The sequence below is a fragment of the Solwaraspora sp. WMMB335 genome, assembly GCF_049179075.1.
GTDB lineage: Bacteria > Actinomycetota > Actinomycetes > Mycobacteriales > Micromonosporaceae > Micromonospora_E.
In genome coordinates, this window is record NZ_JBMHMF010000001.1 from 127,704 (window position 1) to 150,071 (window position 22,368).

General features: G+C 73.8%; 19 protein-coding genes. All 19 read right to left on the bottom strand.

Going from position 1 to position 22,368, the window contains the following annotated elements:
• Positions 1-14 precede the first annotated feature (14 nt).
• The 19 genes from meaB to ACN27F_RS00590 all read right to left on the bottom strand — a co-directional run bounded on the left by meaB (position 15) and on the right by ACN27F_RS00590 (position 22,341).
• Complete coding sequence (meaB, locus tag ACN27F_RS00500) at positions 15-1,073, bottom strand: methylmalonyl Co-A mutase-associated GTPase MeaB (protein ID WP_421430557.1); 1,059 nt, start codon at positions 1,071-1,073, stop codon at positions 15-17.
• On the bottom strand, positions 1,070-3,316 hold the full coding sequence (gene scpA, locus ACN27F_RS00505; protein ID WP_421430558.1) for a methylmalonyl-CoA mutase: 2,247 nt from the start codon (positions 3,314-3,316) through the stop codon (positions 1,070-1,072). The genes meaB and scpA overlap by 4 nt, the downstream gene beginning before the upstream one ends.
• Complete coding sequence (locus tag ACN27F_RS00510) at positions 3,313-5,205, bottom strand: methylmalonyl-CoA mutase subunit beta (RefSeq protein ID WP_421430559.1); 1,893 nt, start codon at positions 5,203-5,205, stop codon at positions 3,313-3,315. The genes scpA and ACN27F_RS00510 overlap by 4 nt, the downstream gene beginning before the upstream one ends.
• A 131-nt stretch (positions 5,206-5,336) precedes the next feature.
• Positions 5,337-6,215 carry an oxygenase MpaB family protein gene (locus ACN27F_RS00515; protein WP_421430560.1) on the bottom strand — a complete coding sequence of 293 codons (879 nt, stop codon included), beginning with the start codon at positions 6,213-6,215 and terminating at the stop codon, positions 5,337-5,339.
• A complete protein-coding gene (locus ACN27F_RS00520) occupies positions 6,209-7,417 on the bottom strand; it encodes an MAB_1171c family putative transporter (protein WP_421430561.1) in 1,209 nt (402 codons plus the stop codon). The genes ACN27F_RS00515 and ACN27F_RS00520 overlap by 7 nt, the downstream gene beginning before the upstream one ends.
• A 5-nt stretch (positions 7,418-7,422) precedes the next feature.
• Complete coding sequence (locus tag ACN27F_RS00525; protein WP_421430562.1) at positions 7,423-7,974, bottom strand: hypothetical protein; 552 nt, start codon at positions 7,972-7,974, stop codon at positions 7,423-7,425.
• Between the two features lie 47 nt (positions 7,975-8,021).
• A complete protein-coding gene (locus ACN27F_RS00530) occupies positions 8,022-8,495 on the bottom strand; it encodes an XRE family transcriptional regulator (RefSeq protein WP_421430563.1) in 474 nt (157 codons plus the stop codon).
• A gap of 727 nt (positions 8,496-9,222) precedes the next feature.
• Complete coding sequence (locus ACN27F_RS00535) at positions 9,223-10,914, bottom strand: SulP family inorganic anion transporter (RefSeq protein WP_421430564.1); 1,692 nt, start codon at positions 10,912-10,914, stop codon at positions 9,223-9,225.
• Entirely contained in the window at positions 10,911-11,252 is a 342-nt protein-coding gene (locus ACN27F_RS00540; protein ID WP_421430565.1) for an ArsR/SmtB family transcription factor, read from the bottom strand. Before ACN27F_RS00540 ends, ACN27F_RS00535 begins: the two co-directional genes overlap by 4 nt.
• Before the next feature lie 155 nt (positions 11,253-11,407).
• The gene (locus ACN27F_RS00545) at positions 11,408-12,154 is read right to left on the bottom strand and encodes an SDR family NAD(P)-dependent oxidoreductase (protein WP_421430566.1); all 747 of its coding nucleotides are present in this window, start codon (positions 12,152-12,154) and stop codon (positions 11,408-11,410) included.
• A complete protein-coding gene (locus ACN27F_RS00550; RefSeq protein WP_421430567.1) occupies positions 12,151-13,179 on the bottom strand; it encodes an alcohol dehydrogenase catalytic domain-containing protein in 1,029 nt (342 codons plus the stop codon). The genes ACN27F_RS00545 and ACN27F_RS00550 overlap by 4 nt, the downstream gene beginning before the upstream one ends.
• Before the next feature lie 20 nt (positions 13,180-13,199).
• Positions 13,200-14,294 carry an alcohol dehydrogenase catalytic domain-containing protein gene (locus tag ACN27F_RS00555; RefSeq protein WP_421430568.1) on the bottom strand — a complete coding sequence of 365 codons (1,095 nt, stop codon included), beginning with the start codon at positions 14,292-14,294 and terminating at the stop codon, positions 13,200-13,202.
• The gene (locus ACN27F_RS00560; RefSeq protein WP_421430569.1) at positions 14,294-15,418 is read right to left on the bottom strand and encodes a zinc-dependent alcohol dehydrogenase; all 1,125 of its coding nucleotides are present in this window, start codon (positions 15,416-15,418) and stop codon (positions 14,294-14,296) included. Before ACN27F_RS00560 ends, ACN27F_RS00555 begins: the two co-directional genes overlap by 1 nt.
• On the bottom strand, positions 15,411-16,439 hold the full coding sequence (locus ACN27F_RS00565) for an SMP-30/gluconolactonase/LRE family protein (protein WP_421430570.1): 1,029 nt from the start codon (positions 16,437-16,439) through the stop codon (positions 15,411-15,413). Before ACN27F_RS00565 ends, ACN27F_RS00560 begins: the two co-directional genes overlap by 8 nt.
• A complete protein-coding gene (locus ACN27F_RS00570; RefSeq protein WP_421430571.1) occupies positions 16,436-17,527 on the bottom strand; it encodes a class I mannose-6-phosphate isomerase in 1,092 nt (363 codons plus the stop codon). The genes ACN27F_RS00565 and ACN27F_RS00570 overlap by 4 nt, the downstream gene beginning before the upstream one ends.
• Positions 17,527-19,041: a M81 family metallopeptidase gene (locus ACN27F_RS00575; protein WP_421430572.1), complete on the bottom strand. Its 1,515-nt coding sequence runs from the start codon at positions 19,039-19,041 to the stop codon at positions 17,527-17,529. Before ACN27F_RS00575 ends, ACN27F_RS00570 begins: the two co-directional genes overlap by 1 nt.
• The gene (locus ACN27F_RS00580; protein ID WP_421430573.1) at positions 19,026-19,826 is read right to left on the bottom strand and encodes an SDR family NAD(P)-dependent oxidoreductase; all 801 of its coding nucleotides are present in this window, start codon (positions 19,824-19,826) and stop codon (positions 19,026-19,028) included. Before ACN27F_RS00580 ends, ACN27F_RS00575 begins: the two co-directional genes overlap by 16 nt.
• Positions 19,826-21,034: an enolase C-terminal domain-like protein gene (locus tag ACN27F_RS00585; RefSeq protein ID WP_421430574.1), complete on the bottom strand. Its 1,209-nt coding sequence runs from the start codon at positions 21,032-21,034 to the stop codon at positions 19,826-19,828. The genes ACN27F_RS00580 and ACN27F_RS00585 overlap by 1 nt, the downstream gene beginning before the upstream one ends.
• Complete coding sequence (locus ACN27F_RS00590) at positions 21,031-22,341, bottom strand: aspartate aminotransferase family protein (RefSeq protein ID WP_421430575.1); 1,311 nt, start codon at positions 22,339-22,341, stop codon at positions 21,031-21,033. The genes ACN27F_RS00585 and ACN27F_RS00590 overlap by 4 nt, the downstream gene beginning before the upstream one ends.
• Between the last annotated feature and the right edge of the window lie 27 nt (positions 22,342-22,368).

Genomic DNA, 22,368 nt, shown 5'->3' on the forward strand with positions numbered 1-22,368 from the left:
GGGATCCGACCGGCTCAACCGTTGCCGTCCTCGCCGACGGTGCCGGCACCGAACGCGTCCAGCAGTCGCGTCGCGGCCTGGGCCGCGGTGATCTCCCCGGTGAGTACCCGGGCTTCGACGTCGGCGCTCACCGCGGCTACCGCGGGGTGGGTCCGCAACCGGTCGAGCAGCGTGTCCTGCACCATCGACCAGACCCAGCGCAGCTGCTGGCGCTGCCGCCGGCGGTGCAGCTCGCCGTCGGTCCGGATTCGGTCCTGGTGGGCGGTGACCTGTTGCCAGACCTCGGACAGGCCGACGTCGTCGCGGCCGCTGGCGGTGAGTACCGGGGTGGTCCAGCCGCTGTCCGCCCCGCGCAGCATCCGTAGCGCTCCGGCCAGTTCCCGGGCGGCGGCCCGGGCCTCGGCGGCGTGCTCGCCGTCGGCCTTGTTGACCACGATGACGTCGGCGAGCTCCAGCACGCCCTTCTTGATGCCCTGCAGCTGGTCACCGGTGCGGGCCAGGCTGAGGAGCAGGAAGGTGTCCACCATGTCGGCGACGGTGGTCTCCGACTGGCCCACCCCGACGGTCTCCACCAGCACGACGTCGAACCCGGCGGCCTCCACCACCACCATCGCCTCCCGGGTGGCGCGGGCCACGCCACCGAGCGTCCCGGCGGTGGGGGAGGGACGTACGTAGGCTGCCGGATCGACGGCGAGTCGGGCCATGCGCGTCTTGTCGCCGAGGATGCTGCCGCCGCTACGCGCCGACGACGGGTCCACGGCGAGCACCGCCACCCGGTGCCCGGCGGCGGTGAGCCGCGAGCCGAGTGCGTCGATGAAGGTCGACTTGCCGACCCCGGGGACGCCGGTGATCCCTACCCGGCGAGCGGCCCCGGTGTGCGGCGACAACGCCACCAGCAGTCGCTGGGCCAGCTCACGGTGGTCGGCCCGGGTGGACTCGACCAGGGTGATCGCCCGCGCGATCCAGGCCGGTGCCCCGGCCCGCACTCCGGTGACGTACTCGTCGATGTCGGGCGCTCGGCGGCGTGCACCACCGGTGGCGGGCGCCTCGGCGGCGCGCCGGCCGGCGGTCATCCGGCCCCGGCCCTGGCCACGTCGTGACCAAGCCGGTGGGACAGCTCGGCCAGCAGGCCGCAGGCGGCGTCGGCGAGGACCGTCCCCGGCGGGAAGATCGCCGCCGCGCCGGCGGCCCGTAGCGCGTCGAAGTCCTGCGGCGGCACCACCCCGCCGACGACGATCATGATGTCGTCGCGGCCGAGGGCCGCCAGCTCGTCGCGCAGCGCCGGCACCAGGGTGAGGTGACCCGCGGCCAGGGAGTTGACCCCGACCAGGTGCACGTCGGCGTCGACCGCCTGGCGGGCGACCTCGCCCGGGGTCTGGAACAGCGGGCCGACGTCGACGTCGAATCCCAGATCGGCGAAGGCGGTGGCGACCACCTTCTGGCCCCGGTCGTGACCGTCCTGCCCGATCTTGGCGACCAGGATTCGCGGCCGGCGCCCTTCGGCCTCGGCGAAGGCGGTGGACGCCGCCCGGGCCCGGTCGATGGCGGCCACCGCGCCGGCCTCCTGTCGGTACACCCCGCTGATGGTACGGATCTGCGCCGCGTGCCGGCCGTACACCCGCTCGAGCGCGGCCGAGATCTCACCGACGGTGGCCTTCGCCCGGGCCGCGTCGACCGCCCGGGCGAGCAGGTTCCCGGACAGGTCGCCACCACCGGGCGACGTCTCGGTCGCGGCGCGGGTCAGCGCAGCCAGGGCGTCCGCCCAGGCCGCTTCGTCCCGGTCGGCGCGCAGCCGGCGCAGCTTCTCCACCTGGGCCGCGCGCACCGCCGTGTTGTCCACCTTGAGCACTTCGATCGGCTCGTCGGCGTCGGGCCGGAACCGGTTGACCCCGATCACCGGCTGGCGACCCGAGTCGATCCGGGCCTGGGTGCGGGCGGCGGCCTCCTCGATCCGCAGCTTCGGCAGACCTTCGTCGATCGCCCGGGCCATCCCGCCGGCGGCCTCGACCTCGCGCAGGTGTGTCCAGGCGCGCCGGGCCAGGTCGTGGGTGAGCCGCTCCAGGTAGTAGCTACCGCCCCACGGGTCGATCACCCGGTTGGTGCCGGACTCCTGGGCGAGGAACAACTGGGTGTTGCGGGCGATCCGGGCCGAGAAGTCGGTCGGCAGGGCGAGCGCCTCGTCCAGGGCGTTGGTGTGCAGCGACTGGGTGTGCCCCTGGGTGGCGGCCATCGCCTCCACGCAGGTGCGGACCACGTTGTTGAACACGTCCTGTGCGGTCAACGACCAGCCGGAGGTCTGGCTGTGCGTGCGCAGGCTCAGCGACTTCGGGTTGCGGGCCCCGGCGTCGCGGACCAGTCGGGCCCACAACAGCCGGGCCGCGCGCAGCTTCGCCACCTCCATGAAGAAGTTCATGCCGATCGCCCAGAAGAACGACAGCCGTGGCGCGAAGGCGTCGATGTCCAGCCCGGCGGCCTGCCCGGCCCGCAGGTACTCCACGCCGTCGGCGAGGGTGTAGGCCAGTTCCAGGTCGGCGGTGGCGCCGGCCTCCTGGATGTGGTAGCCGGAGATCGAGATCGAGTTGAACTTCGGCATCCTGGCGGAGGTGTACGCGAAGATGTCGGAGATGATCCGCATCGACGGCCCGGGCGGATAGATGTAGGTGTTGCGGACCATGAACTCCTTGAGGATGTCGTTCTGGATGGTCCCGGCCAACTGCTCGGGCGTCACCCGCTGCTCCTCGGCGGCCACGATGTAGAGCGCGAGCACAGGTAGCACCGCGCCGTTCATGGTCATCGACACGCTCATCCGGTCCAGCGGGATGCCGTCGAACAGCTGCCGCATGTCGAGGATGGAGTCGACGGCGACGCCGGCCATTCCGACGTCACCGGCGACCCGGGGATGGTCCGAGTCGTAGCCACGGTGGGTGGCCAGGTCGAACGCGATGGACAGGCCCTTCTGCCCGGCGGCCAGGTTGCGCCGGTAGAACGCGTTGGACTCCTGCGCGGTGGAGAACCCGGCGTACTGGCGGATCGTCCATGGCTGGGTGGTGTACATCGTCGGGTAAGGCCCGCGCAGGTACGGCGCGATGCCCGGCCAGGTGTCGAGGAAGTCCAGTCCCGCCGTGTCCGCCGCGGTGTACAGCGGTGCCACCGGGATGCCTTCCGGTGTCTCCCAGGCCAGCTCCCCGGCCGACCGGCCGGTCTCGGTCAGTAGCGCCGCCGCCCAGGTCGCCGCGTCATCGCCACGGTGCGCGCCGACGCTGTCACCGGTGGCATCGGTTGCCACCAGGCTCGCCTGTGCGAAGTCCGGGATCATCGGGGTGCCCCCAGGTCGTCGAGTACGGTGTCGAGCGCAGTCAGCGCGTCGCAACCGTTGTATATGTATCCATCGATATCCGGATAATCGGCCGGCCGGCCCGCCAGCCAGATCCGTCGGGCCCCGGCGCGGGTCAGCGCCGCGGCGAGTGGTCCCGCCACCGTGGCGTACGCCTGGTCGGTGCCACAGATGCAGGCCACCGTGGCCGGGTCGACGGCGAACGTCGCGGCGATCGCCGCCGGGTCGTCGTCGGGCGCGCCACCGCGGGTGGTGGTGATGCCGCCGGCGGCGAACAGGTTCGCGGCGAAACCGGCGCGGGCGCTGTGCGCGGCGAGCGGCCCCAGCGTGGCCAGGAACACCGCTGGACGGGCGCCGGTGGCCCGCATCTGGGCGTCGGCGCGGTCCCGGCGGGCCTCGAATCCGGCGGCGTAGTGGCGCCGGGGCAGCCCACCGCCGGGCGGCGGCGGGGCCGGCGTACGCGACGGTAGCTGCTCGTCCAGCAGCGGGAACTCGCTCACCCCGGTGACCGGATCGTGCCGGTTCGCCAGGTTGGCCGCGCGGCGTTGCCAGGTGGTCTCGATCCGGTGTGCGACGAGTCCGCTGTCCAGTGCGGCGCCCGCCCCGCCGGCCCGCTCGATCTCGGTGAACCAGTCCCAGGCCGCGGCGGCCAGGTCCGCGGTCAGCTGCTCGACGTACCAGGAACCGCCGGCCGGATCGAGCACCCGGCCCAGGTGCGCCTCGGCCAGCAGTACCGACTGGGTGTTGCGGGCGATCCGGCGGGCGAATCCGGCGGGCAGTCCGAGCCGGGCGTCGAACGGTGCGACGGTGATCGCGTCGGCGCCGCCCACACCGGCGGCGAAGCAGGCCACCGTGGTCCGCAGCATGTTGACCCACGGGTCGCGGGTGGTCATCATCGCCGCCGAGGTGACCGCGTGCTGGCGTTGCCGGCCGGCCTGCGGCACCCCGCACAGCTGCGCCACCCGGGCCCAGGCCTGCCGGGCCGCGCGAAACTTGGCGATGGTCAGGAACTGGTCCGCGGTCGCCGCGTAGCGGAACTCCAACTGACCGAAGGCGGCCGGCGGGTCCAGCCCGGCGTCGGTGAGCGCGCGCAGGTAGGCGACGCCGGTGGCCAGCGCGCAGCCGATCTCCTGCGCGTCGCTGCCGCCGGCGTCGTGGTAGACGGTGGCATCCACGGTGACCGTCCGCAGCCTCGGCGAGCCGGTGACCCGTCGGGCCAGGCGGCCGAGCACGGTCAGGTCGGCCGGTGCCGCCGTACGGGCCCGCCAGCCGAGCGGGTCGGCACCGAGGTTGCCGGCCAGCTCGGCCCGGTCGGTGCCCCGCTCGGCGGCCAGCGCCAGCAACGCCTGCACCGCGTCGTCGTACGCCCCACCGGGGTCGAGCACGATCGGTGCCAGATCGAGGAACACCCCGTCGAGCGCTTCCGGCAGGTCGCCCGGGGCCAACCCGCTCGTACCGAGGTCGAGCCAGACCGAGGTGGCCCCGCCCGCCAGGTCGGCGAGCACCGCCTCGCGGGTGGCCTTGGCGTCCGGCTCGACGTACCGCTGCCGGACGTCCCAGCCGGCGACGGTCTCGGCCGGTGTCGTCGCGCCGGCCCCGCCGCCGTCGCGCGCTGTTCGGGCGCCACGGATGAACGGTGCGGATCCCGGCACACCGAGCCGCGGCGGCGCCGCCGGGCGGGTGTGTAGCGGCGCGATCCGGATGCCGTCGTAGGTTTCGACGGCGAGCAGTTCGTCGGGTGTCTCGGCAGGCGGATTCCGGTCGGCGATGCCCGACTTGCGTAGCACGCCGAGGACGAGTTGTCGCCAGCCGTCCGCTGACGCCGGTTGGAAGCCGGCCGCCAGGGACAGCGTTTCGGGTGGCTCCGTCATAGCCGGATGGTACGGCCGGTCGCGGTGCCGACGGGAATCGGCCGGCACCTGTGACGTGGGTCCACCGACCGGGCGACGCCGGCCGCGGTAGCGCGGGCGGGCACGGGCGACGCGGGCCGCCACGGCGCCGGTCAGCGATCGGCGGGGCCGAGCCGGGAGATCTGGTAGCCGTCCGGGTAGGTCCGGGTGCGGATCCCGTCGGCGAAGATCGGGGTACGGCGTGGCCGGGCCGCCAGGCGCAGCAGGTGCGCCCGTAACCGGAGCCCGGTGTGCAGGCCCCAGCGGATCGCCAGCGGGGGTGTGGGGACCCCGCTCGCCGCCCGCAGCCGTTCGTCGTACATCGCCCCGACCAGGGCGTCGGCGAGCGGGCTGAGCAGCCGTGGGACCCGGCCCCGCAGCAGGGTCCGGGTGGCGCGTTCGATCGCCGCCGCGTCCGGGCTGAACCGGAGGTGGGTACGGTCGTACTCGTCGAACCAGGTGGCGAGGTCCTGATAGGAGCCGGGAATGTCCCGGATGCCCATGCGCAGACCCAGTTCCCGGTAGTAGTGGTAGGTGGCGGCTCGCTCGTGACAGCAGGGCCGGCGCCAGCCGTAGCGGTGCAGCCACCGCATCGGCACGACCACCAGACAACCGAGTACGTATCGATAGTCGTCCTCGGCGATGTCGTACTGCCGGTGGATCTGGTTGGTCCGGCGTACCGCCGCCCGGCCTTTCGGATGTTCGAAGCCGTGCAGCAGCATCTCGTACATCAGCAGTCCGGTGTCGTCGATCCGCTTGCGGGTGTGTCGCAGCAGCTCGCCGGTGCGGGTATGCAGGGCGGCGATACGCGGCAGTGAGAACGACCGGTTGAACGCCAGGTTCAGGCCGAGCTTGCTGTCCCACGGAAACTCGTAGCGCACCATCGTCTGGTATATGTCCAGATAGTCGCGTTGTGGATCGAGGGTGCGGATGCGTCGCAGGTTGGCGTAGCGGTCGGTCGCGCCGACCGGCCGGCGAATACGGGTCAACATGGTGGCGCCGCCTCGGCCGACGCCTCGTGTACGGCCTGCTCGACCAGCTCGCGCCGGGCGTACCAGTGGGCCACCCGGCTCAGCCACGCGACCTCGCCCGGATAGCCGCCGGGCGGATCGTGCGGTTCGGTGAAGTCCGGCTGCCTCGCCGGCGCACCGGCCCGGGCCTGCCGACTGCCGGCGGCGATCATCGTCGCCTCCACCAGCGCGGTCCGGCTGTCGCCGACCAGGCCGGCGGTGGCGGCCAGGCGGCCGGCCGCCGCGGCGACCCGCTCGTCGATGTACGGGCGTAGCGCAAGCCGACCGTCCCTGATCTCGGTGATCCGCCGGTGCAGCGCGTAGTCGATGTCGCGAAACGCGACGATGCGGTGGTGGGCGCGCTCGTCGAGTACCAGGTGCGGCGCCGCGACGGCGACCGCGTGCCACAGCGGGGCCAACCGCCGCCACGACCGCTGCCGTTGCACCCAGACCCGCCCGCGGTCCACCGCAGGTCCCCAGGTGGGTAGCGTGAAACCGGCGAGCATGGCGAGTGCGCTGGTGGTGACCAGCACGGCGGCGATCTCCTGTTCTCCGCCGGGGCGTCGCCCCAGCCAGTAGGCCAGCAGGTAGCCGGCCTTGACGGCACAGTACAGCAGCCCGGTGACCGCGCCCACGGCGGCGACCCGCAATCCGCGGCGCAGCCAGCGCCTCGGCGTGACGTGGGAGAAGTGCCAGCAGAGCCGGGCCACATCAGCGCAGTAGTAGACGAACACGCCCAGATACACCAGCAGATAGCTGGCGACCGTCGGATGCCGGGCGTCCTCGACCGCCAGCCGCACCGGCTGCGAGGATCCGAGGGTGGCTGTCCACAACGCGGTGAGCAGGCCGAACGCCAGGACCGAGGCGAACACCCGTCGTCGGGCCCGACCGGCCGCGACCCCTGGCGGCCTGGCGAGGAACAGCAGCAGGATCTGCGAGTTCGCGGCGATCCCCATGACTCCGGCGTGTGCCGCCAGCTTGGCCAGGTTGGCCAGGCCGGTCGCCCGATCGACCGCCTCCGCGACCGGTCCGACGGCGAAGGTGACCCCCGCGGCGAAGGCGAAGAACGCGTACACCATGGCCCGCAACACCCGGTTGTCCCGATCCCGGCGCAGGTCGATCAGCTTGTAGCCGAAGGCCAGCCAGCCGGCGGCCGCACACAGCGCGTACAGCGGCGTGTCCACGACGGTCAGCGCGGCGGTGGTTCGAGGCCCTGCCGGAGCCTGGCCTCCAGGGCCGCGTCGGCGACGCGGGTCGTCGGCTCAGGTCCGGTCGGACCGCCGAGTTCGTCACGACTGGCCGACTCCAGCAGGATGGTCGCCATCATCTCGGCCTCCTGCTCCTCACCTCGGCTGTAGACACCGGTGCGGTTGAGTACCCGGTGCACCAGCGTCGAACGCAGCGCGGGAAGCAGCAGCTCACTGGCGTGCCGGTCGTCGAGGGCGAGCGCGCGGTGCCCCAGCAGGACGTGGCTGAGTTCGTGGGCGATGATGTGGTCGCGGTGCACCCGGCTGGTGCGCTGTTCGTACGCGATGACGTGGCCGGTGTCGGTGAAGAAGGTCATCCCGAACGGGGCACCGGGCGGCATCGGCATGCCGACGAGAGCGATGTCCCGGCCGAGGACGTCGCTGGCCTGCCGGCACAGCGCGACCGCGTCGAACGGTTGGGGCAACCGCAGGCCGCGTGCCATCAGCTGATCCAGCCGGGCCAGGCAGGTCTGGCGCAACGGGGATGGCTTCATGTCGGTGTGCCCCTCGGCATTGTCCGTCCGTCGCCACTGCATGACGATCACGGCGTCGGCTGTTCGTCGATGCCGGCACCGACGCCGGTGCCGCTGGCTTGGGCCTGTAGCGCCTGTACCACCCGGTCGAGGATGTCGCCGACCGCGTCGAGTTGCTCCTCCGGCAGTGCACTGAGCCGGGTCGCCACCGCCCGCACCTTCAAGTTGCGCATGGCACGCAGGGCATGCAGGTCCCGTTCGATCTCGCCGGAGCGTCGCCGGTCGAAGAAGAACGCCGGATCGACGTCGAAGAAGTCGGCGAGCGCTTCCAGGTGCTCCTTCGTGGGGTTGGTACGCCGGCCGGTGCGCAACTGCCAGATGTAGACGTCCGAGATGGAGCCACCACGGTCACGGATGGCGTCGGCGACCTCACGTGAGGTGTAGGCGTCGCGTCCGGCTGGGCGTACTGTCCCGAAGAGCAGGTTGAGCTTGTCGGCCAGGGTCGATCCCGGTCCGGCAGGGGGAGTGGTGCCGCCCGTCACGGCCACCTCCGTCGATCTACAGCTGTCGGATGTGCAGCCGAAGTTAGCGCTCGTCCTGCGTCGGTTAATATCAGTTGACGGCAGTACGCGCCGTCAGTATACGATCACCACACGAGGTTGACCAAGCTGCCGACCGCTCGAACCGTCGGGCCGGCCGTGTTCCCGGCCCGACGCACCGTCAGCCTTCGTGCCACCGGTGGGGTGAGGGGCGCGGAACGGGGGCGCCCCTCACCCCACCGGCCTTCGTCGCCAGTGCCTTGTCGTCCAGGGTGCGCCGGGCGGGTGGCCGCGGGCGGGCCGGGCCACCCCGCACGCCATGACCGCAGCGCCGTCAACTGGCGGGCGTGGGTGGCTCGTCGGCGCTGCCGCTCGCTGCGTGCCCAGAGCTCTGGCGCGAGAGCTGTCCGTTGCAGGAACGCAGCGCTGATCGAGAAGGTCAGCAGAAGAAACCTCGGTGCCGAGCAGAAGCACGACCACTGCCGAGCCGAGTGGTCGATAGCCGCAGGGTGGCTCGGGCTCCGCCGCGGCGCTCACCAGGCTGTCCGCGACCCACGTCGCCGCACGCGGTCGGCGGACCGTTGGTGTCGCCACAGTAAATGGCTGACAGTCATGTCCCGAATCCACAAAGTCATATCCGCATCATGCACTGGCCGAGAGCTTTCTGCAAGTGCATCTGCAAGTGCATCTGCACGCAGTGCAGCGGACTCCCCGGTCGACGGGGCCTGGGTCACCGATCGGGGTCGAGCGCCTTGTCGCTAACCGGATCCCGGTTCTGCGCCGCCGGATCGAGCAGTTGCCGGGCGGCGGCGATCGCGGCCGGGGTGTCGGCACAGGCCCGTCCGGCGGCTTCGATCCTCGGCAGTAGGCCGACCGCGGTCAGCGCCTTGCGATGCGTCGTCTGGACACCCGACAGGTAGACCGCGATGCCTCGCCGTTCCAACCGGTCGACCGCGTCGCGCAGCACGAGCGCGCCGGAGGCGTCGATCGTCGAGATCCGGGACATCCGGAGGATCACCGCCCGCACATCGGCCACGTCGGACAGTTCGAGCAGAAAGCGGTGGGCGGCGGCGAAGAACAGCGGACCGTCCAGCCGGTACGCGACGATGTGCTGGGCGAGCAGGGCCTGCTCCTCGGCCCGATGGTCGCCGGTGTCCAGCGGCACCCGGTCCACCCGTACCGCTTGGGCGATCTTGCGAAGCGCCAACGCGCCGGCCGCGACCAGCCCGAGCAGCACCGCGGTGACCAGGTCGAGCAGGACGGTGGTCGCCGCGGTCAGCACCATCACCAGGCCGTCCGACCGTGACGCGCGGGCCAGCGCGGCGAGCGCACCCACCTCGACCATCCGGATCGCGGTGGCGATCAGCACCCCGGCGAGCGCGGCCAACGGGACGTGGCCGACCAGCGGCGCGGCCACCAGCATGATGACCGCGAGAATCACGGCGTGTGACAGCGCAGCCAGCCGGGACCCGGCTCCGCAGCGGACGTTGACCGCCGTCCGGGCGATCGCGGCGGTCGCGGGTACCCCACCGAACAACGGCGTGACCAGATTCGCGACGCCTTGGCCGAAGAGTTCGCGGTCCGGATCGTGCCGCTGCCCGACCGACATGCCGTCGGCGACGGTGGCCGACAACAGGCTCTCCAGGGCGGCCAGCGCCGCGACCGCGATCGCGGCGCTGGCCAGCGCGGGTACGGCGGCCAGGTCGAAGAACGCCAACGACGGCACCGGCAAGGTGGCCGGCAGCGTGCCGATCGTCGCCACCGGCAGGGCGAACCCGGCCGTCACCATGGTGGCCACGGTGACCGCGAGCAGCGAGAACGGGATGCCGGGGCGCCAGTGCGCGCCGGCCAGCATGGCCGCCGCCACGGTGCCCGTGATCAGTAACGCCGTCCACTGCGGCTGCCGGACGAACGCCGCTGTCGCCTGCCAGGCGAGACTGAGTACCCGGTCGCCCTCGGCGGTGACGCCGAGCGCGGCGGGCAGTTGCTGCAGCAGGATCACACCCGCGATGCCGGCGGTGAAACCCTCGATGACCGGAGCCGGCACATACCGGATCAGCTGACCCGCCCGGGCGAGCGCCAGCAGGACGAGGATCGCCCCGGCCAGCAGCCCGACGGTGAGCACCCCGCCCGAACCGAACTGGGCGACGATCGGTACCAGGACCACGGTCATCGCCCCGGTCGGACCGGAGACCTGCAGGTTCGATCCGCCGAACACGGCGGCCAACGAGCCGGCCACCACGGCGGTGACCAGCCCGGCCGACGCGCCCAGGCCGGAGGCGACACCGAAGCCGAGGGCCAGCGGCAACGCCACGATCGCCACGGTCAGTCCGGCGAGCAGATCCCGGCGTGGCTGGCTGCGTACCGACTGCCAGTCGGCTCGCCGTGGCAACAACCCACGGAGCGCGGCGAGGGCGGTCACCGGGTGCCCGAAGCGGGTTCGCGCAGCGCTGCCAGCAACTCGGTCTGGTCGACGATCATCTCGGTGAGGATCCGTCGGGCCGCCCGCATCAGATCCGCCACGTCCGGTCCGGCCAGCGTGTAGGTGACGGCGGAACCGTCCCGGCTGGACATCACGATCCCGGCCCGGCGCAGCACGGCCAACTGCTGGGACAGGTTCGACGCCTCGACGTCGATCTCGGCGAGCAACTCGCGGACCTGACGCGGCCCGTCACCGAGCAGTTCGAGCACCCGGATCCGGACCGGGTGACCCAGCATCCGGAAGAACTCGGCCTTCTTCTGGTACAGCGGAACTGGCATATGAACAATTGAAGATTGCTTCAACTTCTCATGCCGGGTCGGGGGTGCTCGCTGTGGCCCCGGTCACCGCGGTGGCATCCGGCGACGACGGCGACGGCGACGCGCGCGACGCCGACCACCCGACCGCCGGTGACGCCGAACGCACCTGTTGGGCGTCAGCGTAGGACCAGACCTCCGCCGACCTCGATCACCTGGCCGGTGACCGCGCCGGATTGCGGGCTGGCCAGGAAACGGACCGTGGACACCAGATCGTCCGGGTCGAGCCGGCGCCGCACCGCCTGCCGGGCCAGGATCGCCGCGTCCTGCGCCGCCTCGTCGACCGGCCGTCCGGCGGCGAGCTCCCGCTCGCCCTCGGTGCGGACCGCGCCGGGGGACAGGGCGTTGACTGTGGTGCCGTCCGGGCCGAGGGCGTGGGCCAGGGCACGGGTGAGGCCGATCAGGGCAGCCTTGCTCGACACGTACGACGGCCCGGACGGCCCGCCCATCCGTACCGTCGCCGAGGTGACGTTGATGATCCGGCCACCGCCGCGGCGCCGCATGCCGGCGGCGAGAGCCTGACTGAGCAGCATCGGCGCGGTCACGTTGACCGCGAAGGTGGCCTCCCACTCGGCCAGTGACAGCTCGTCGAGCCACACGTTGGATGCCCGGGCGGCGTTGTTGACCAGCACGTCCACCGGGCCGGCAGCCTCGGCGAGCGAGTGCACCTGCGCCGGCGCCGACAGGTCGGCCTCGACGACGCGGGCCTGCGCTCCGGCCGCCCGGCACTGCTCGGCGACCGCGGCGACCTCGTCGGCGGCGGCCAGATGGTGCAACACCAGCGCGACGTCGGGCCCGGCGAGTCCCACCGCGAGCGCCGCGCCGATCCCGCGTCGGGCGCCGGTGACCAGAATCGTACGGGTCATCGGGACACCTCCGGTCCAGGTGACGGCCGGTCCGGCGGACCGGGAGCCAGCACCGTCTTGATCGTGCCGCCGGTCCGCACCAGGGTCAACGCGGCGTCGACGCCGTCCAGCCCGAACCGGTCGGTCACCAGTGGCGTCAGTCGGGCGGCGTGCCTGCGTACGGTGTCCATCGCGGCGGGGAAGCTGTGCAGGATCGCCATCGACCCGACGATGGTCAGCTCGTCGGCGTAGATCCGGTACGGCGACACCGTGGCGGTGGCCAGCGGTGCCGCCACCCCGAAGACCAGCAGGTGACCGGCGCGGGCCACCCGGTCCAGGGCCTGTTCGAAGGCACGTGGGTCGCCGGTCGCCTCGATCACCCAGGGCGCGGTGCGCCCGGCCAGTTCCTCGGGGGCACGGACGTCGGCCGGGGTCAGCCGGGCGGCCAGCGCCCGCCGCGCCGGGTTGACGTCGACCACGGTGACCGGCCCGACCCCGCGTGCGTCCAGCAGGATCGCCAGGACCAGGCCCATCGTGCCGGCGCCGAACACGATCGCCGGCTGGTCTGGGCGGGGCGCCAGCCGGTCCAGCCCGCGTACCGCACACGCCACCGGCTCGGCCAGCGGCACCGCGGCGAGCGGGTAGTCGGGCTCCAGTCGGTGCAGGTTCGCGGCCGGCGCGGCCATGAACTCCGCCCACGCCCCGGGACGGGTCGCACCGAGCGCGCCCCAGCGCCGGCACATGTTGCCCTGCCCCCGCCGGCACGGGTCACAGCCGCCGCAGTGCAGCGACGGGTCGACGGCGACGAGGTCACCGACCGCGTGTCCGTCGACGGCACGGCCCACCGCGACGACCTCGCCCCACGCTTCGTGCCCCGGGACGAGCGGGAACCGGTCGGTGCCCAGCTCGCCGTCGACCAGGTGCAGGTCGGTGCCGCAGATCCCGCAGGACCGGACCGCGATCACCACCTCGTCCGGTGCCGGCACCGGATCCGGCCGGTCCCGCACCGCCAGCACCCCGGGGGCGCTCACCTCCACCGCGCGCATCGCATCCTCCGTCCTGCGGATCAGTCGAAGACGATCAGGCCGCGGGTGGCCACACCGGCCCGCAGCGCCTCGTACGCCTCGTCGACCTGGTCCGGACGCCACCGTCCGGACACCATCGCGGCCAGGTCCAACCGGCCGGCCAGGTAGAGATCCACCAGATCGGGGAAGTCGACCGGCGGGTTCGACGAGCCGTACTTGGCGGCCACGATCCGCCGTTCGCCGTTGAGCAGATGGCCCGGGTCGATGCTCAACGCCGCCCCGTCGGGATAACCGGCGATCAAAACGCACGTGCCGCGCCGGGCCAACGACGCCACCGCCATCGGGAAGGCAGCCGCCGCGCTGCTGGTGACGAAGGCGTGGTCGACGCCGCCGCCGGTGATGTCGAGGATCTGGGCGAGCGCGTCCGGCGCGGTCGCGTCCACGCAGTGCGTCGCGCCCATCGCCCGCAGCGCCGCAAACTTGGCCGGTACCACGTCGACCGCGACGATCGGGTAAGCGCCGGAGATCGCACCGGCGTGCAGCGCGGCCACCCCCACCCCGCCGCAGCCGATCACCGCCATCGACTCGCCCAGCCGGACCCGGGCGGTGGTGCGCACCGCGCCGACACCGGTGGCCACCGCGCAGCCGATCAGCGCGGCCAGATCGAGCGGGACCGCCGGGTCGACCGGTACGGCGGCCCGCGCGTCGACCACCGTGTACGGCGCGTTGGTCGCCGGCCCGTAGTGCCAGACCTCGGTGTCGCCGTGGCGGAACCGGCTGGTGCCGTCGGCCATCCGGCCCAGCGGCGGCTGGTCGCCGCAGAGTGCGGGCGCGCCCTGGCGGCAGATCCGGCAGCGGCCGCAGCCGGGAGCCCACGAGATGACGACGTGGTCGCCAGCAGCGAGTCCGGTCACGCCGGCCCCGACGGACTCGACCACGCCGGCGCCCTCGTCACCGAGCACGATCGGGGCGGGTACGGCGGCGTGCTCGCCGTCCATCGCGTACAGGCAGCTGTGGCAGACCCCGGACGCGGCCATCCGGACCCGGACCTCGCCGGCGGCCGGTGGCGCCACGTCGAGTTCGACGATCCGGTGCGGGCTGCCGGGGGAGAAGAACACCGGTGTGGGTACGCGCATCAGGGCCTCCACGACGCTCCTCGCCGGCCGGCCGGTCCGGCGAGCTGGATCTTGATCTCGGCGCCGGTGGCGGCCGCCCGCAGCGCGGCGGCCGCGTCACGGATCGGCCGCACCGAGGTGACCAGCCGCCGCACCGGGGCGCCGGCGGCGACCAGCCGTTCGGCGGCGGCGAAGTCCGCCGGCAGGTACATCGCCGATCCGGCGATGCGGACCTCGTCGTCCTGGATGGTCTCGATCGTCACGTCGAGCGGGCCGTGCCCGGCACCGACTACCACCACCGTCCCGCCACGGGTGGCCAGCCGGACCGCGACCCGCAGCGACGCCGTGCTGGCCACGCAGTCGACCACCAGGTCCGGCCGGCCGGACAGCCGCCCGGCGATCTCCGCCTCGGTCCGGGGATCGGCCGGGTCGAACGCGGCGACGGCACCCGTCGCGACGGCGAGGTCCCGTTTGGACCGCACCGGGTCGGTGAGCACCACGTCGTGCGCGCCGGCCGCCCGGACCGCGAGCAGCACGCACTGCCCGATGGTGCCGCCGCCCAGCACGGCGACCGTGGCCCCGGCCAGGTCGCCGGGCGGCCCGGCCGCCACGGCGACCGCGTGGATCGCGGTGGCCAGTGGCTCGATCATCGCCGCCGTGGCGAGCGACACCCCGGCCGGCACCGGGGCGAGCGCGACCGCCGGCACCGTGAAGTACCCGGCGAACGCCCCGGGGCGGTGCGAGCCGACTCCGATCAGGCCGGCGCACAGGTTCGGCCGCGAGCGGGCACAGTAGAAGCAGTTCCCGCAGGCGATCGCCGGTCGCAGGTAGACCGGATCACCGACGCCGAGCAGGGTCCCGGTGGCGCCCGTGGCCGAGCTACCGCCGGCGGCCGAGCTGCCCGCGCCGGCGGCCGGCAGCGCGGCGACCGTGCCGGCGGCCTCGTGACCGGGCGGGATCGGGTACGGCAGCCACGGATGTCCACGCCGCAGGGTGTGCAGGTCGGATCCGCAGATCCCGGCGTACCCGGTGGCGACCAGCACCTCGCCGGCCGCCGGCACCGGCACCGGCACCCGCCGCACCTCGACCTGCTCCGGTCCGGTGATCCAGACCTGCTCCATGCTGCGGTGTCCGGGATCAGCCATCGGTGGCACCTCCGTCGATCGGGCCGCCGGTCGGGTCCGCCGTGCCCAGCCGGTCGGTCGGTCGGCCGCGCCCGCCGACGTCGAGCAGGTGCACCCCGCCGCCCGGACCGCCGGGGTCGACGTCGTCGGCGGCGGTGGTGACCGCGAGCAGCGTCAGCTGCGCTCCGGCGAACGCGCACGAGGTGACGTTGCGTTCCGACAGCTCGACCCGGCCGGTGACGGTCCCGTCCGGGGCCAGCCGCAGCAGGCAGTTTCCGCCCCAGACCGCCAGCCACAGCGTGCCGTCGGCGGCCACGGCGAGGCCGTCGGGGATCCCCACCGACGGGTCGATCCGCAGGATCACCGTCGGGTCACCCGGACCGGCGGCGCGGTCGAACGCGGCGCGGCTGAGCGTGCCCGCGCCGCTGTCCACGACGAACACGGTGTCGCCGCACGGGCTCCAGCCGATGCCGTTGCCGTGGCTGATCCCGCCCCAGTGCCGGCGCAGCCGGCCGTCGCCGTCCATCGACCACAGCGCCCCACCGCCGGATCGGCCCGGACTGACCGTGCCGATCCACAGCCGCCCGTCCGGCCCGACCCGGGCGTCGTTGCACCGCACCCCGGGCGGGTCGGGCGCCAACTCGGCCAGCAGGCGCGGCGGGCCGGTCCCGGTGGCGGTGCGGGCCGCCCGCCATACCCGACGGCCGGCGGTCAACAGCAGTGCACCGTCACCGGTGGCGTTGACCGCGCTGAGCGGGCCGCCGCCGGCGAGCGCCGGCGCGACCCGGCGATGCGTCGCACCCACGGGCCAGGTCGCGGCGCCGGCCGCGCGGGTCGTCGTGGCCGGCCATGACGCGGTCGGGCCGCCCGGCCCGGCGAGCGCCTGCACCTCGTCGCGGTCGGCGTCGACCCACACCAGCCCGCTGCCGGGCAGCCACAACGGGCTCTCCGCCAGGGCGCACCGGGCGTCCACGGTCCGCACGAGCGGTGCCGGCAGCCGCTCGACCCGGTCCAGCCGGCTCAGCACCGGCGCGGCGCTCACGCCGGCTCCGGCGGCAGGCAGACGAGCACGCTCACCGTACCGGTGAACCGCAGCGCACCGGCGGCGGCCGGCACGACCAGGGTCTGCCCCCGGGTCACCGGCAGCGCGCCGTCGTCCCAGCCCAGTTCGCCGGTGCCGGCGACGACCACCAGCACCGCGAAGCTGGGCTGCGGCAGGGTCACGGTCCGCGCGCAGTCGACGCGCCAGGCACGGAAGTAGCCGTCGGCACCGGCGGGGAACAGCGACGTGACCCGCCCACTGGTGTCCTCCCGCAGCAGCCGTGGCCGCGGCGCCAGCTCGGCCAACCGGTTCCGGTAGCCGCCCAGGTCGAAGCAGGACAGGGCGAGGTCCCAGCCGAGGCCGAGGGTCGCCGGCCCGGCGGCCACCCCGAACGGTTCGTGCTCGGCCAGCACCGAGAACGACGTCGGTTCCTGCAACTCGGCGAGCAGCACGCCGGGCCCGATCGCGTGCGGCAGCCCGGCCGGTACGTACACCACGTCACCGGCGTGGACCGGTAGTTCGTTCATGGCGGCGAGCATGGCCGCCGCGTTCTGCCGGTCGATCCACCGGCGCAGGTCGGCCCGGTCCACGTCGTCGGCCATGCCCAGCCACACGGTGGCGCCCGGCTCGGCGTCGAGGATGATCCAGCCCTCGGTCTTGCCGAACAGGCTGTCCAGGTGGCTGCGGGCGAACGCGCGTGTCGGGTGGCAGTGCACGGGGAGCCGTTCGCCGGCGTCGAGCAGCTTGACCAGCAGGCCGCTCTGCCCGCCGTAGGCGGCGGCCAGCTGCGGGCCGAGCCAGCCGGCCGGGTCGGCGGCGACCAGGTCGGTCAACGTTCCCGCCGCGGTGCGCGACACCCCGGCGTCGACCGGATGTCCGGCTGGGATGAGCGCCGGGGGCAGCGCGGACAGCGAGCCGACCCAGTCCTCGGGCCCCACCGGTGCCGGCGGACCGGCCGGGTCGGGGCGGGCGTCGCCGGCCCGGAACCGGCTGATCCGCTCGCCGCCGGCGTAGTAGACCGGCACCCGGTTGTCGCCCAGCCGTAGCGGACGCGGCGGGCCCTGCGTGGTCATCGCGGCCTCGTCCATCACGGCACCTCGTCGATCGGGTACAACGGCCGGGGTGCCCGCTCGAAGCGCAGGTAGTCGAAGCGGGGTGTGCTGGCGCCGGGCAGGTCCAGCAGCACCGCGCCACGATGGCAGCCCTGATAACCGGCGCGGTACATGGTGGCCGAGCGGACCAGCACGGCGTCGGCGTCGGCCGGGTCGAGCCCGGCGTGCCGGTAGCCGGCCGGGTCGAAGGTGGGCACGGGGCGTTCGGTCACCAGCACCACCAGCCCACGGCCGGTGTCCACGCTCGCCCAGCCACCGATGGCGACCGGCTGACCGGTCATCGACGCGCCGGTCAGCAGCACCGGCCCGGCGCCGGTGCGCCGGACCGTGCCGGCCAGCCGCACCGGCCGGGACCATCGGTCGTCCAGGGTGGCGCCGACCTCGATGTCGACCCGGCCGCCGGTGCCGGCCGCCCGGCTGGCGGCGACGGCCGGCGCGTCGACGACGGTGGCGTACACCCGCAGGCCCCGGTCGTCGTGCAGCAGCGCGCCGATCACGGTGGCGTCGTCGGCCGTCGCCCCGGCGGTGGGCGAGTCGGCCGACTGGACCAGCAGCAGCGGTCCGGCGCCGGCGGCCGGCGTGATGCGGCGCACCGCCTCGTCGACCGGGACCGGGTGCACGGCGAAACCGGAGCGCCCGGCCCAGGCGGCGTCGGCGATCCGCTCGGCTGCCTCGCCGGCCGTGATCCGGGCCGTCGCCGGGTCGCCGTGGTGGGTGACGGTCACCGCGAAGCCGAGCTCCGGCACGTCCAGCCACGGCTGGACGGGAAACAGCGACACGTCCAGCACGTCGCCGCCGGTGGCCGCGTCGGCCAGCTCCCGCAGCCGCCGCATCGGCGGGTCGGCGACCGCCTGCGATTCGGCCGGCACCAGCATCGGCCGCTTGGCGAGCACGGTGCCGAGCCGTTCGCCGGCCAGCGCGCGCAACACCAGCGCGGCGCCGCGCCGGCCGGTGTCGCCCTGGTCGACGTGCGGGTACGTGTGGAAGCCGAGCACCGCGTCGGCGGCGGCGACGATCCGGGCGGTGACGTTGGCGTGCAGGTCGTGGGTGACCACCAGCGGCCGGTCCGGGCCGAGCACGGCGCGGGCCGCCTCGACGAGGGCCGCGTCGGCGGCCGGCTCGCCGTCGGCGACCAGGGCGCCGTGCAGGCACAGCAGCGCGGCGTCGGCCCGCGCGGCGGCGAGGCCGTCGACCAGCAGACCGCGCAGCACGGCGAAGGCGTCGCCGGTGAGGGTGCCGCCGGACATCGCCCAGGCGCGCAGCAGCGGCACCGGTTCGGCGCCGGCGCCGGCCAGCGCGGTGAGCGCACCGGCGATCTCGGTGTTGGTGCCCCGGGAGCACCGGTCGGCCTCGGCGCCGGTCCACAGTCCCTGCGCGGTGAAGTCGTCCAGCGTGGTCGCTCGCGGGGAGAAGGTGTTGGTTTCCTGGATGACGCTGGCCACCGCCACCCGGGCGGGGCGGGCCGGCGCGGCCATCAGTGCATCACCCATCCACCGTCGACGACGAGCAGCTGCCCGGTGACGAAGCCGGCGTCCGGGCCGAGCAGGAAGCTGGTCGCCGCGGCCACGTCGGCGGGTTCGCCCCGGCGGCGCAACGACTGCACGGCCGCCATCGCCGCCGCGAGTTCGGCCTCGTCGCCGTAGACCGCCTCGGCCGGGGTACGGATCGCGCCGGGGGCGAGCGCGTTGACCCGGACCCCGTCCGGTCCCGCCTCGCGGGCCAGCGCCCGGGTCAGCCCGATCAGCGCCGCCTTGGACGTCACGTAATGCAGGTTGCCGGTGCGGCCGAGCAGCGGGGTGACCGACGACATCACCACCACCGCGCCCCGCCCGCCGGCGGCCAGGTCCGGGTAGCCGGCCTGGACGCACAGGAACGTGCCGGTGACGTTGACCGCGAGCACCCGCGACCAGTCGGCGGCGGACAGCTCACGCCAGTTCCGTCGGGCCGCCACGTCGGCGGCGGCGTTGCAGACCAGCGCGTCCACCGCGCCGAGCCGGTCGCGGACCAGGCCGTACATCGCCGCCACCTGATCGGGTTCGGTCACGTCGGCGGGGACCGCTATCGCCCGGCCACCGGCGGTGGTGATTGCGGCGGTGATGTCGGCCGCGTCGGCGGCCTCCCGCGCGTCGGGTCGGTGGTGCACGGCGACGGCCGCGCCGTCGACGGCCAGCCGGGCGGCGATGCGCCGGCCGATGCCGCCGGCCGCGCCGGTGACCAGCGCGACCCGGCCGGTGAGCGGCCGGTCCGCTGCGGTCGGTGCGTCGCCGGCCGCCATCAGAACCTCGGGAACTTGGCGCGGAAGCCGGCCTGGGCTGGGTCGACGAACTCGCTGCCCTCGCCGACGGTGCGGTGGTGCTCGGCGTAGTGGCGCAGCTTGTCCCGGTCGATGTCGACGCCGAGTCCGGGGCCGGTCGGCACCGCGATCCGCCCGTCGGCCACGGTGAACGGCTCGGTGACGATGTCGTCGGCCTGCTCCAGCAGGTGGGTGTCGATGGCGTGGCTGACCATGGGCTCGGCGGCGGCCAGGTGCAGTACGGCGGCGGTGGAGATGCCGAGTTCCCGGTCGCTGTGCAGGCTCAGCCCGAGGTTGAACGTCTCGCACACCTTGGCCAGCTGCAGCACCGAGGAGGGGCCGCCCCAGAAGTGCACGTCGCCGAGGATGACGTCGACCGCCCCGGCGCGTACCGACAGCGGGATCTGTTCGAAGGTGACGCAGCACATGTTGGTGGCCAGCGGCACCGGGGTGCGCTGGCGGACCAGGGACATGCCCTCGATCCCCCAGGTCGGGTCCTCGCAGAACTCCAGCCCGTAGTCGGCGAGCTCGTTGAGCACCCGGACGCTGGTCGCCACCGACCACACCGCGTTCGGGTCGATCCGCAGGTAACGTAGCCGGTCGCCGAGGCGTTCGCGCATCATCCGGACGGACGCGATCTCCTGCTCCGGGGTGAGCACCCCGTTCTTGAACTTGATGTCGCGAAAGCCGTACCGGTCGAACAGTTCCTCGGCGTGCTCGGCGGCGTCCTCGGGCTGGTCGCCGCGGCCGATGTCGTCGATCGCGGCGTACCGGTAGAACACGTAGGCGGCGAACTCGACGGACTCGGTCTCGATGCCGCCCCACAGGTCGCCGCAGCGCTTGCCGAGCGCCTTGCCGACAATGTCCCAGCAGGCCATCTCGACGGCGGCGCCGGCCAGCTTGGCCGCGCCGACCAGGGCCAACTGCTCGCTGGTCATCCGGAACACGCCGAACCGGCGGGTGATGCGCCACACCTCCATCGGGTCGACCCCGAGGTACAGGTCGCGGTGCAGGTGCAGGGCCCGGACCACCTCGTCGCCGCCCCGGGTCTCACCGACACCGACGATCCCCTCGTCGGTGATCAGCTCGACGATGGTCCGGGTGGTCGACACCTCCACCCCGAACGACCAGCGCAGCGGGCGGCGCAGCGGCACGGTCACCGGGGTCGCGCGGATGTCCACGATCCTCATCGGGCGCTCTCCCCGGTCGCGGCCCGCAGCGCGCCGTCGGCCAGGACCGCCCGCACCGCGGCGAGGGTGGCGTCGACGTGGGCGGCCTCGTGGGCGGCGGACAGGAACCAGGTGCCGCGCGGCAGCACCCGTACGCCGTGGTGCAGCAGTGCGGCGGCGAACCGGGCGTACCCGGCGCGGTCGGCCCGCTGCGCCTCGCGGTAGTCGCGTGGGTCCGCCGCGCCGAAGCGGACCTGGAACACCGCCGGGTAGCCGACGACCTCGGCGGTGATCCCGGCGTCGGAGAACTCCTTGCGCAGCCCGTCCATCAGCCGTTCGCCGACCGGGTCGATGTGCCGGTACGGTCGCCCGCTGGCGATCTCGTCGAGCGTGGCGACGGTGGCGGCCATGGCCACCGACTGGGTGTTGTAGGTGCCGCCGTGCAGCACCCGCTGGTCGGCGATCAGCTGCATGTACCGGTGCCTGCCGACGACGGCGGCGACCGGGAACCCGTTGGCCAGCGCCTTGCCGAGGATGGTCAGGTCGGGAGTGACGCCGAGCCGTTGCTGCGCGCCACCCGGGCCGACCCGGAACCCGGTGATCACCTCGTCGAAGATCAGCACGGTGCCGGTGTCGTCGCAGATCGCCCGCACCGCCTCCAGGTAGCCGGGCCGGGGCAGGATGCCGGCGTTGTTGAACATCACCGGCTCCATGATCACCGCGGCGACGTCGCGGCCGGCCAGCCGCCGGCGCAGCAGGTCGGCGTCGTTCCAGGGCAGCACGGCCACCGCCGGGTCGGGCCGCTGCCCGGCGGAGCCGGGCACCGGGACGGGCTCCTCCGGCCGTCCGGCGACGGTCAGATCGGGGGACACGCTCCACAGCACGTTGTCGAACCAGCCGTGGTAGTGCCCCTCGAACTTGACCAGGGTAGACCGGCCGGTGGCGGCTCTGGCCACCCGCAACGCGGCCTGGACCGCCTCGCTGCCGGAGACCGAGAACCGGACGAGTTCCGCGCCCGGCACCAGGTCGACCAGCAGCCGGGCGGCGGCGTACTCGGTCTCGGTCTGCCCCGCGACCAGGATGCTGCGCTCCAACTGGGCGCGGGCGGCGGCTACCACGGCGGCCGGCCGGTGGCCGAGCAGCATCGGTCCCATGCCGAGGAAGTAGTCGATCAGCTGGTTGCCGTCGATGTCGGTCAGGATCGGGCCGTCGGCGCTCGCGAAGACCAGTGGGTGCGGGCTGACGCCCAGCCGGAAGGCACTGTTGACGCCGCCGGCGACGAGCGTGGCCGCTTCGTCGATCCGGCGACGGGACGCCTCGAACTGCATTGCTTCTGCTCCTGTCGCGGTAAGCAC

What these genes read in the sequence shown, in the direction of transcription:
- meaB (WP_421430557.1), bottom strand. Translation starts at nt 1,073, where the DNA reads ATGACCGCCGGCCGGCGCGCCGCCGAGGCGCCCGCCACCGGTGGTGCA.
- scpA (WP_421430558.1), bottom strand. Translation starts at nt 3,316, where the DNA reads ATGATCCCGGACTTCGCACAGGCGAGCCTGGTGGCAACCGATGCCACC.
- ACN27F_RS00510 (WP_421430559.1), bottom strand. Translation starts at nt 5,205, where the DNA reads ATGACGGAGCCACCCGAAACGCTGTCCCTGGCGGCCGGCTTCCAACCG.
- ACN27F_RS00515 (WP_421430560.1), bottom strand. Translation starts at nt 6,215, where the DNA reads ATGTTGACCCGTATTCGCCGGCCGGTCGGCGCGACCGACCGCTACGCC.
- ACN27F_RS00525 (WP_421430562.1), bottom strand. Translation starts at nt 7,974, where the DNA reads ATGAAGCCATCCCCGTTGCGCCAGACCTGCCTGGCCCGGCTGGATCAG.
- ACN27F_RS00540 (WP_421430565.1), bottom strand. Translation starts at nt 11,252, where the DNA reads ATGCCAGTTCCGCTGTACCAGAAGAAGGCCGAGTTCTTCCGGATGCTG.
- ACN27F_RS00545 (WP_421430566.1), bottom strand. Translation starts at nt 12,154, where the DNA reads ATGACCCGTACGATTCTGGTCACCGGCGCCCGACGCGGGATCGGCGCG.
- ACN27F_RS00550 (WP_421430567.1), bottom strand. Translation starts at nt 13,179, where the DNA reads ATGCGCGCGGTGGAGGTGAGCGCCCCCGGGGTGCTGGCGGTGCGGGAC.
- ACN27F_RS00555 (WP_421430568.1), bottom strand. Translation starts at nt 14,294, where the DNA reads ATGCGCGTACCCACACCGGTGTTCTTCTCCCCCGGCAGCCCGCACCGG.
- ACN27F_RS00560 (WP_421430569.1), bottom strand. Translation starts at nt 15,418, where the DNA reads ATGGCTGATCCCGGACACCGCAGCATGGAGCAGGTCTGGATCACCGGA.
- ACN27F_RS00570 (WP_421430571.1), bottom strand. Translation starts at nt 17,527, where the DNA reads ATGGACGAGGCCGCGATGACCACGCAGGGCCCGCCGCGTCCGCTACGG.
- ACN27F_RS00575 (WP_421430572.1), bottom strand. Translation starts at nt 19,041, where the DNA reads ATGGGTGATGCACTGATGGCCGCGCCGGCCCGCCCCGCCCGGGTGGCG.
- ACN27F_RS00580 (WP_421430573.1), bottom strand. Translation starts at nt 19,826, where the DNA reads ATGGCGGCCGGCGACGCACCGACCGCAGCGGACCGGCCGCTCACCGGC.
- ACN27F_RS00585 (WP_421430574.1), bottom strand. Translation starts at nt 21,034, where the DNA reads ATGAGGATCGTGGACATCCGCGCGACCCCGGTGACCGTGCCGCTGCGC.
- ACN27F_RS00590 (WP_421430575.1), bottom strand. Translation starts at nt 22,341, where the DNA reads ATGCAGTTCGAGGCGTCCCGTCGCCGGATCGACGAAGCGGCCACGCTC.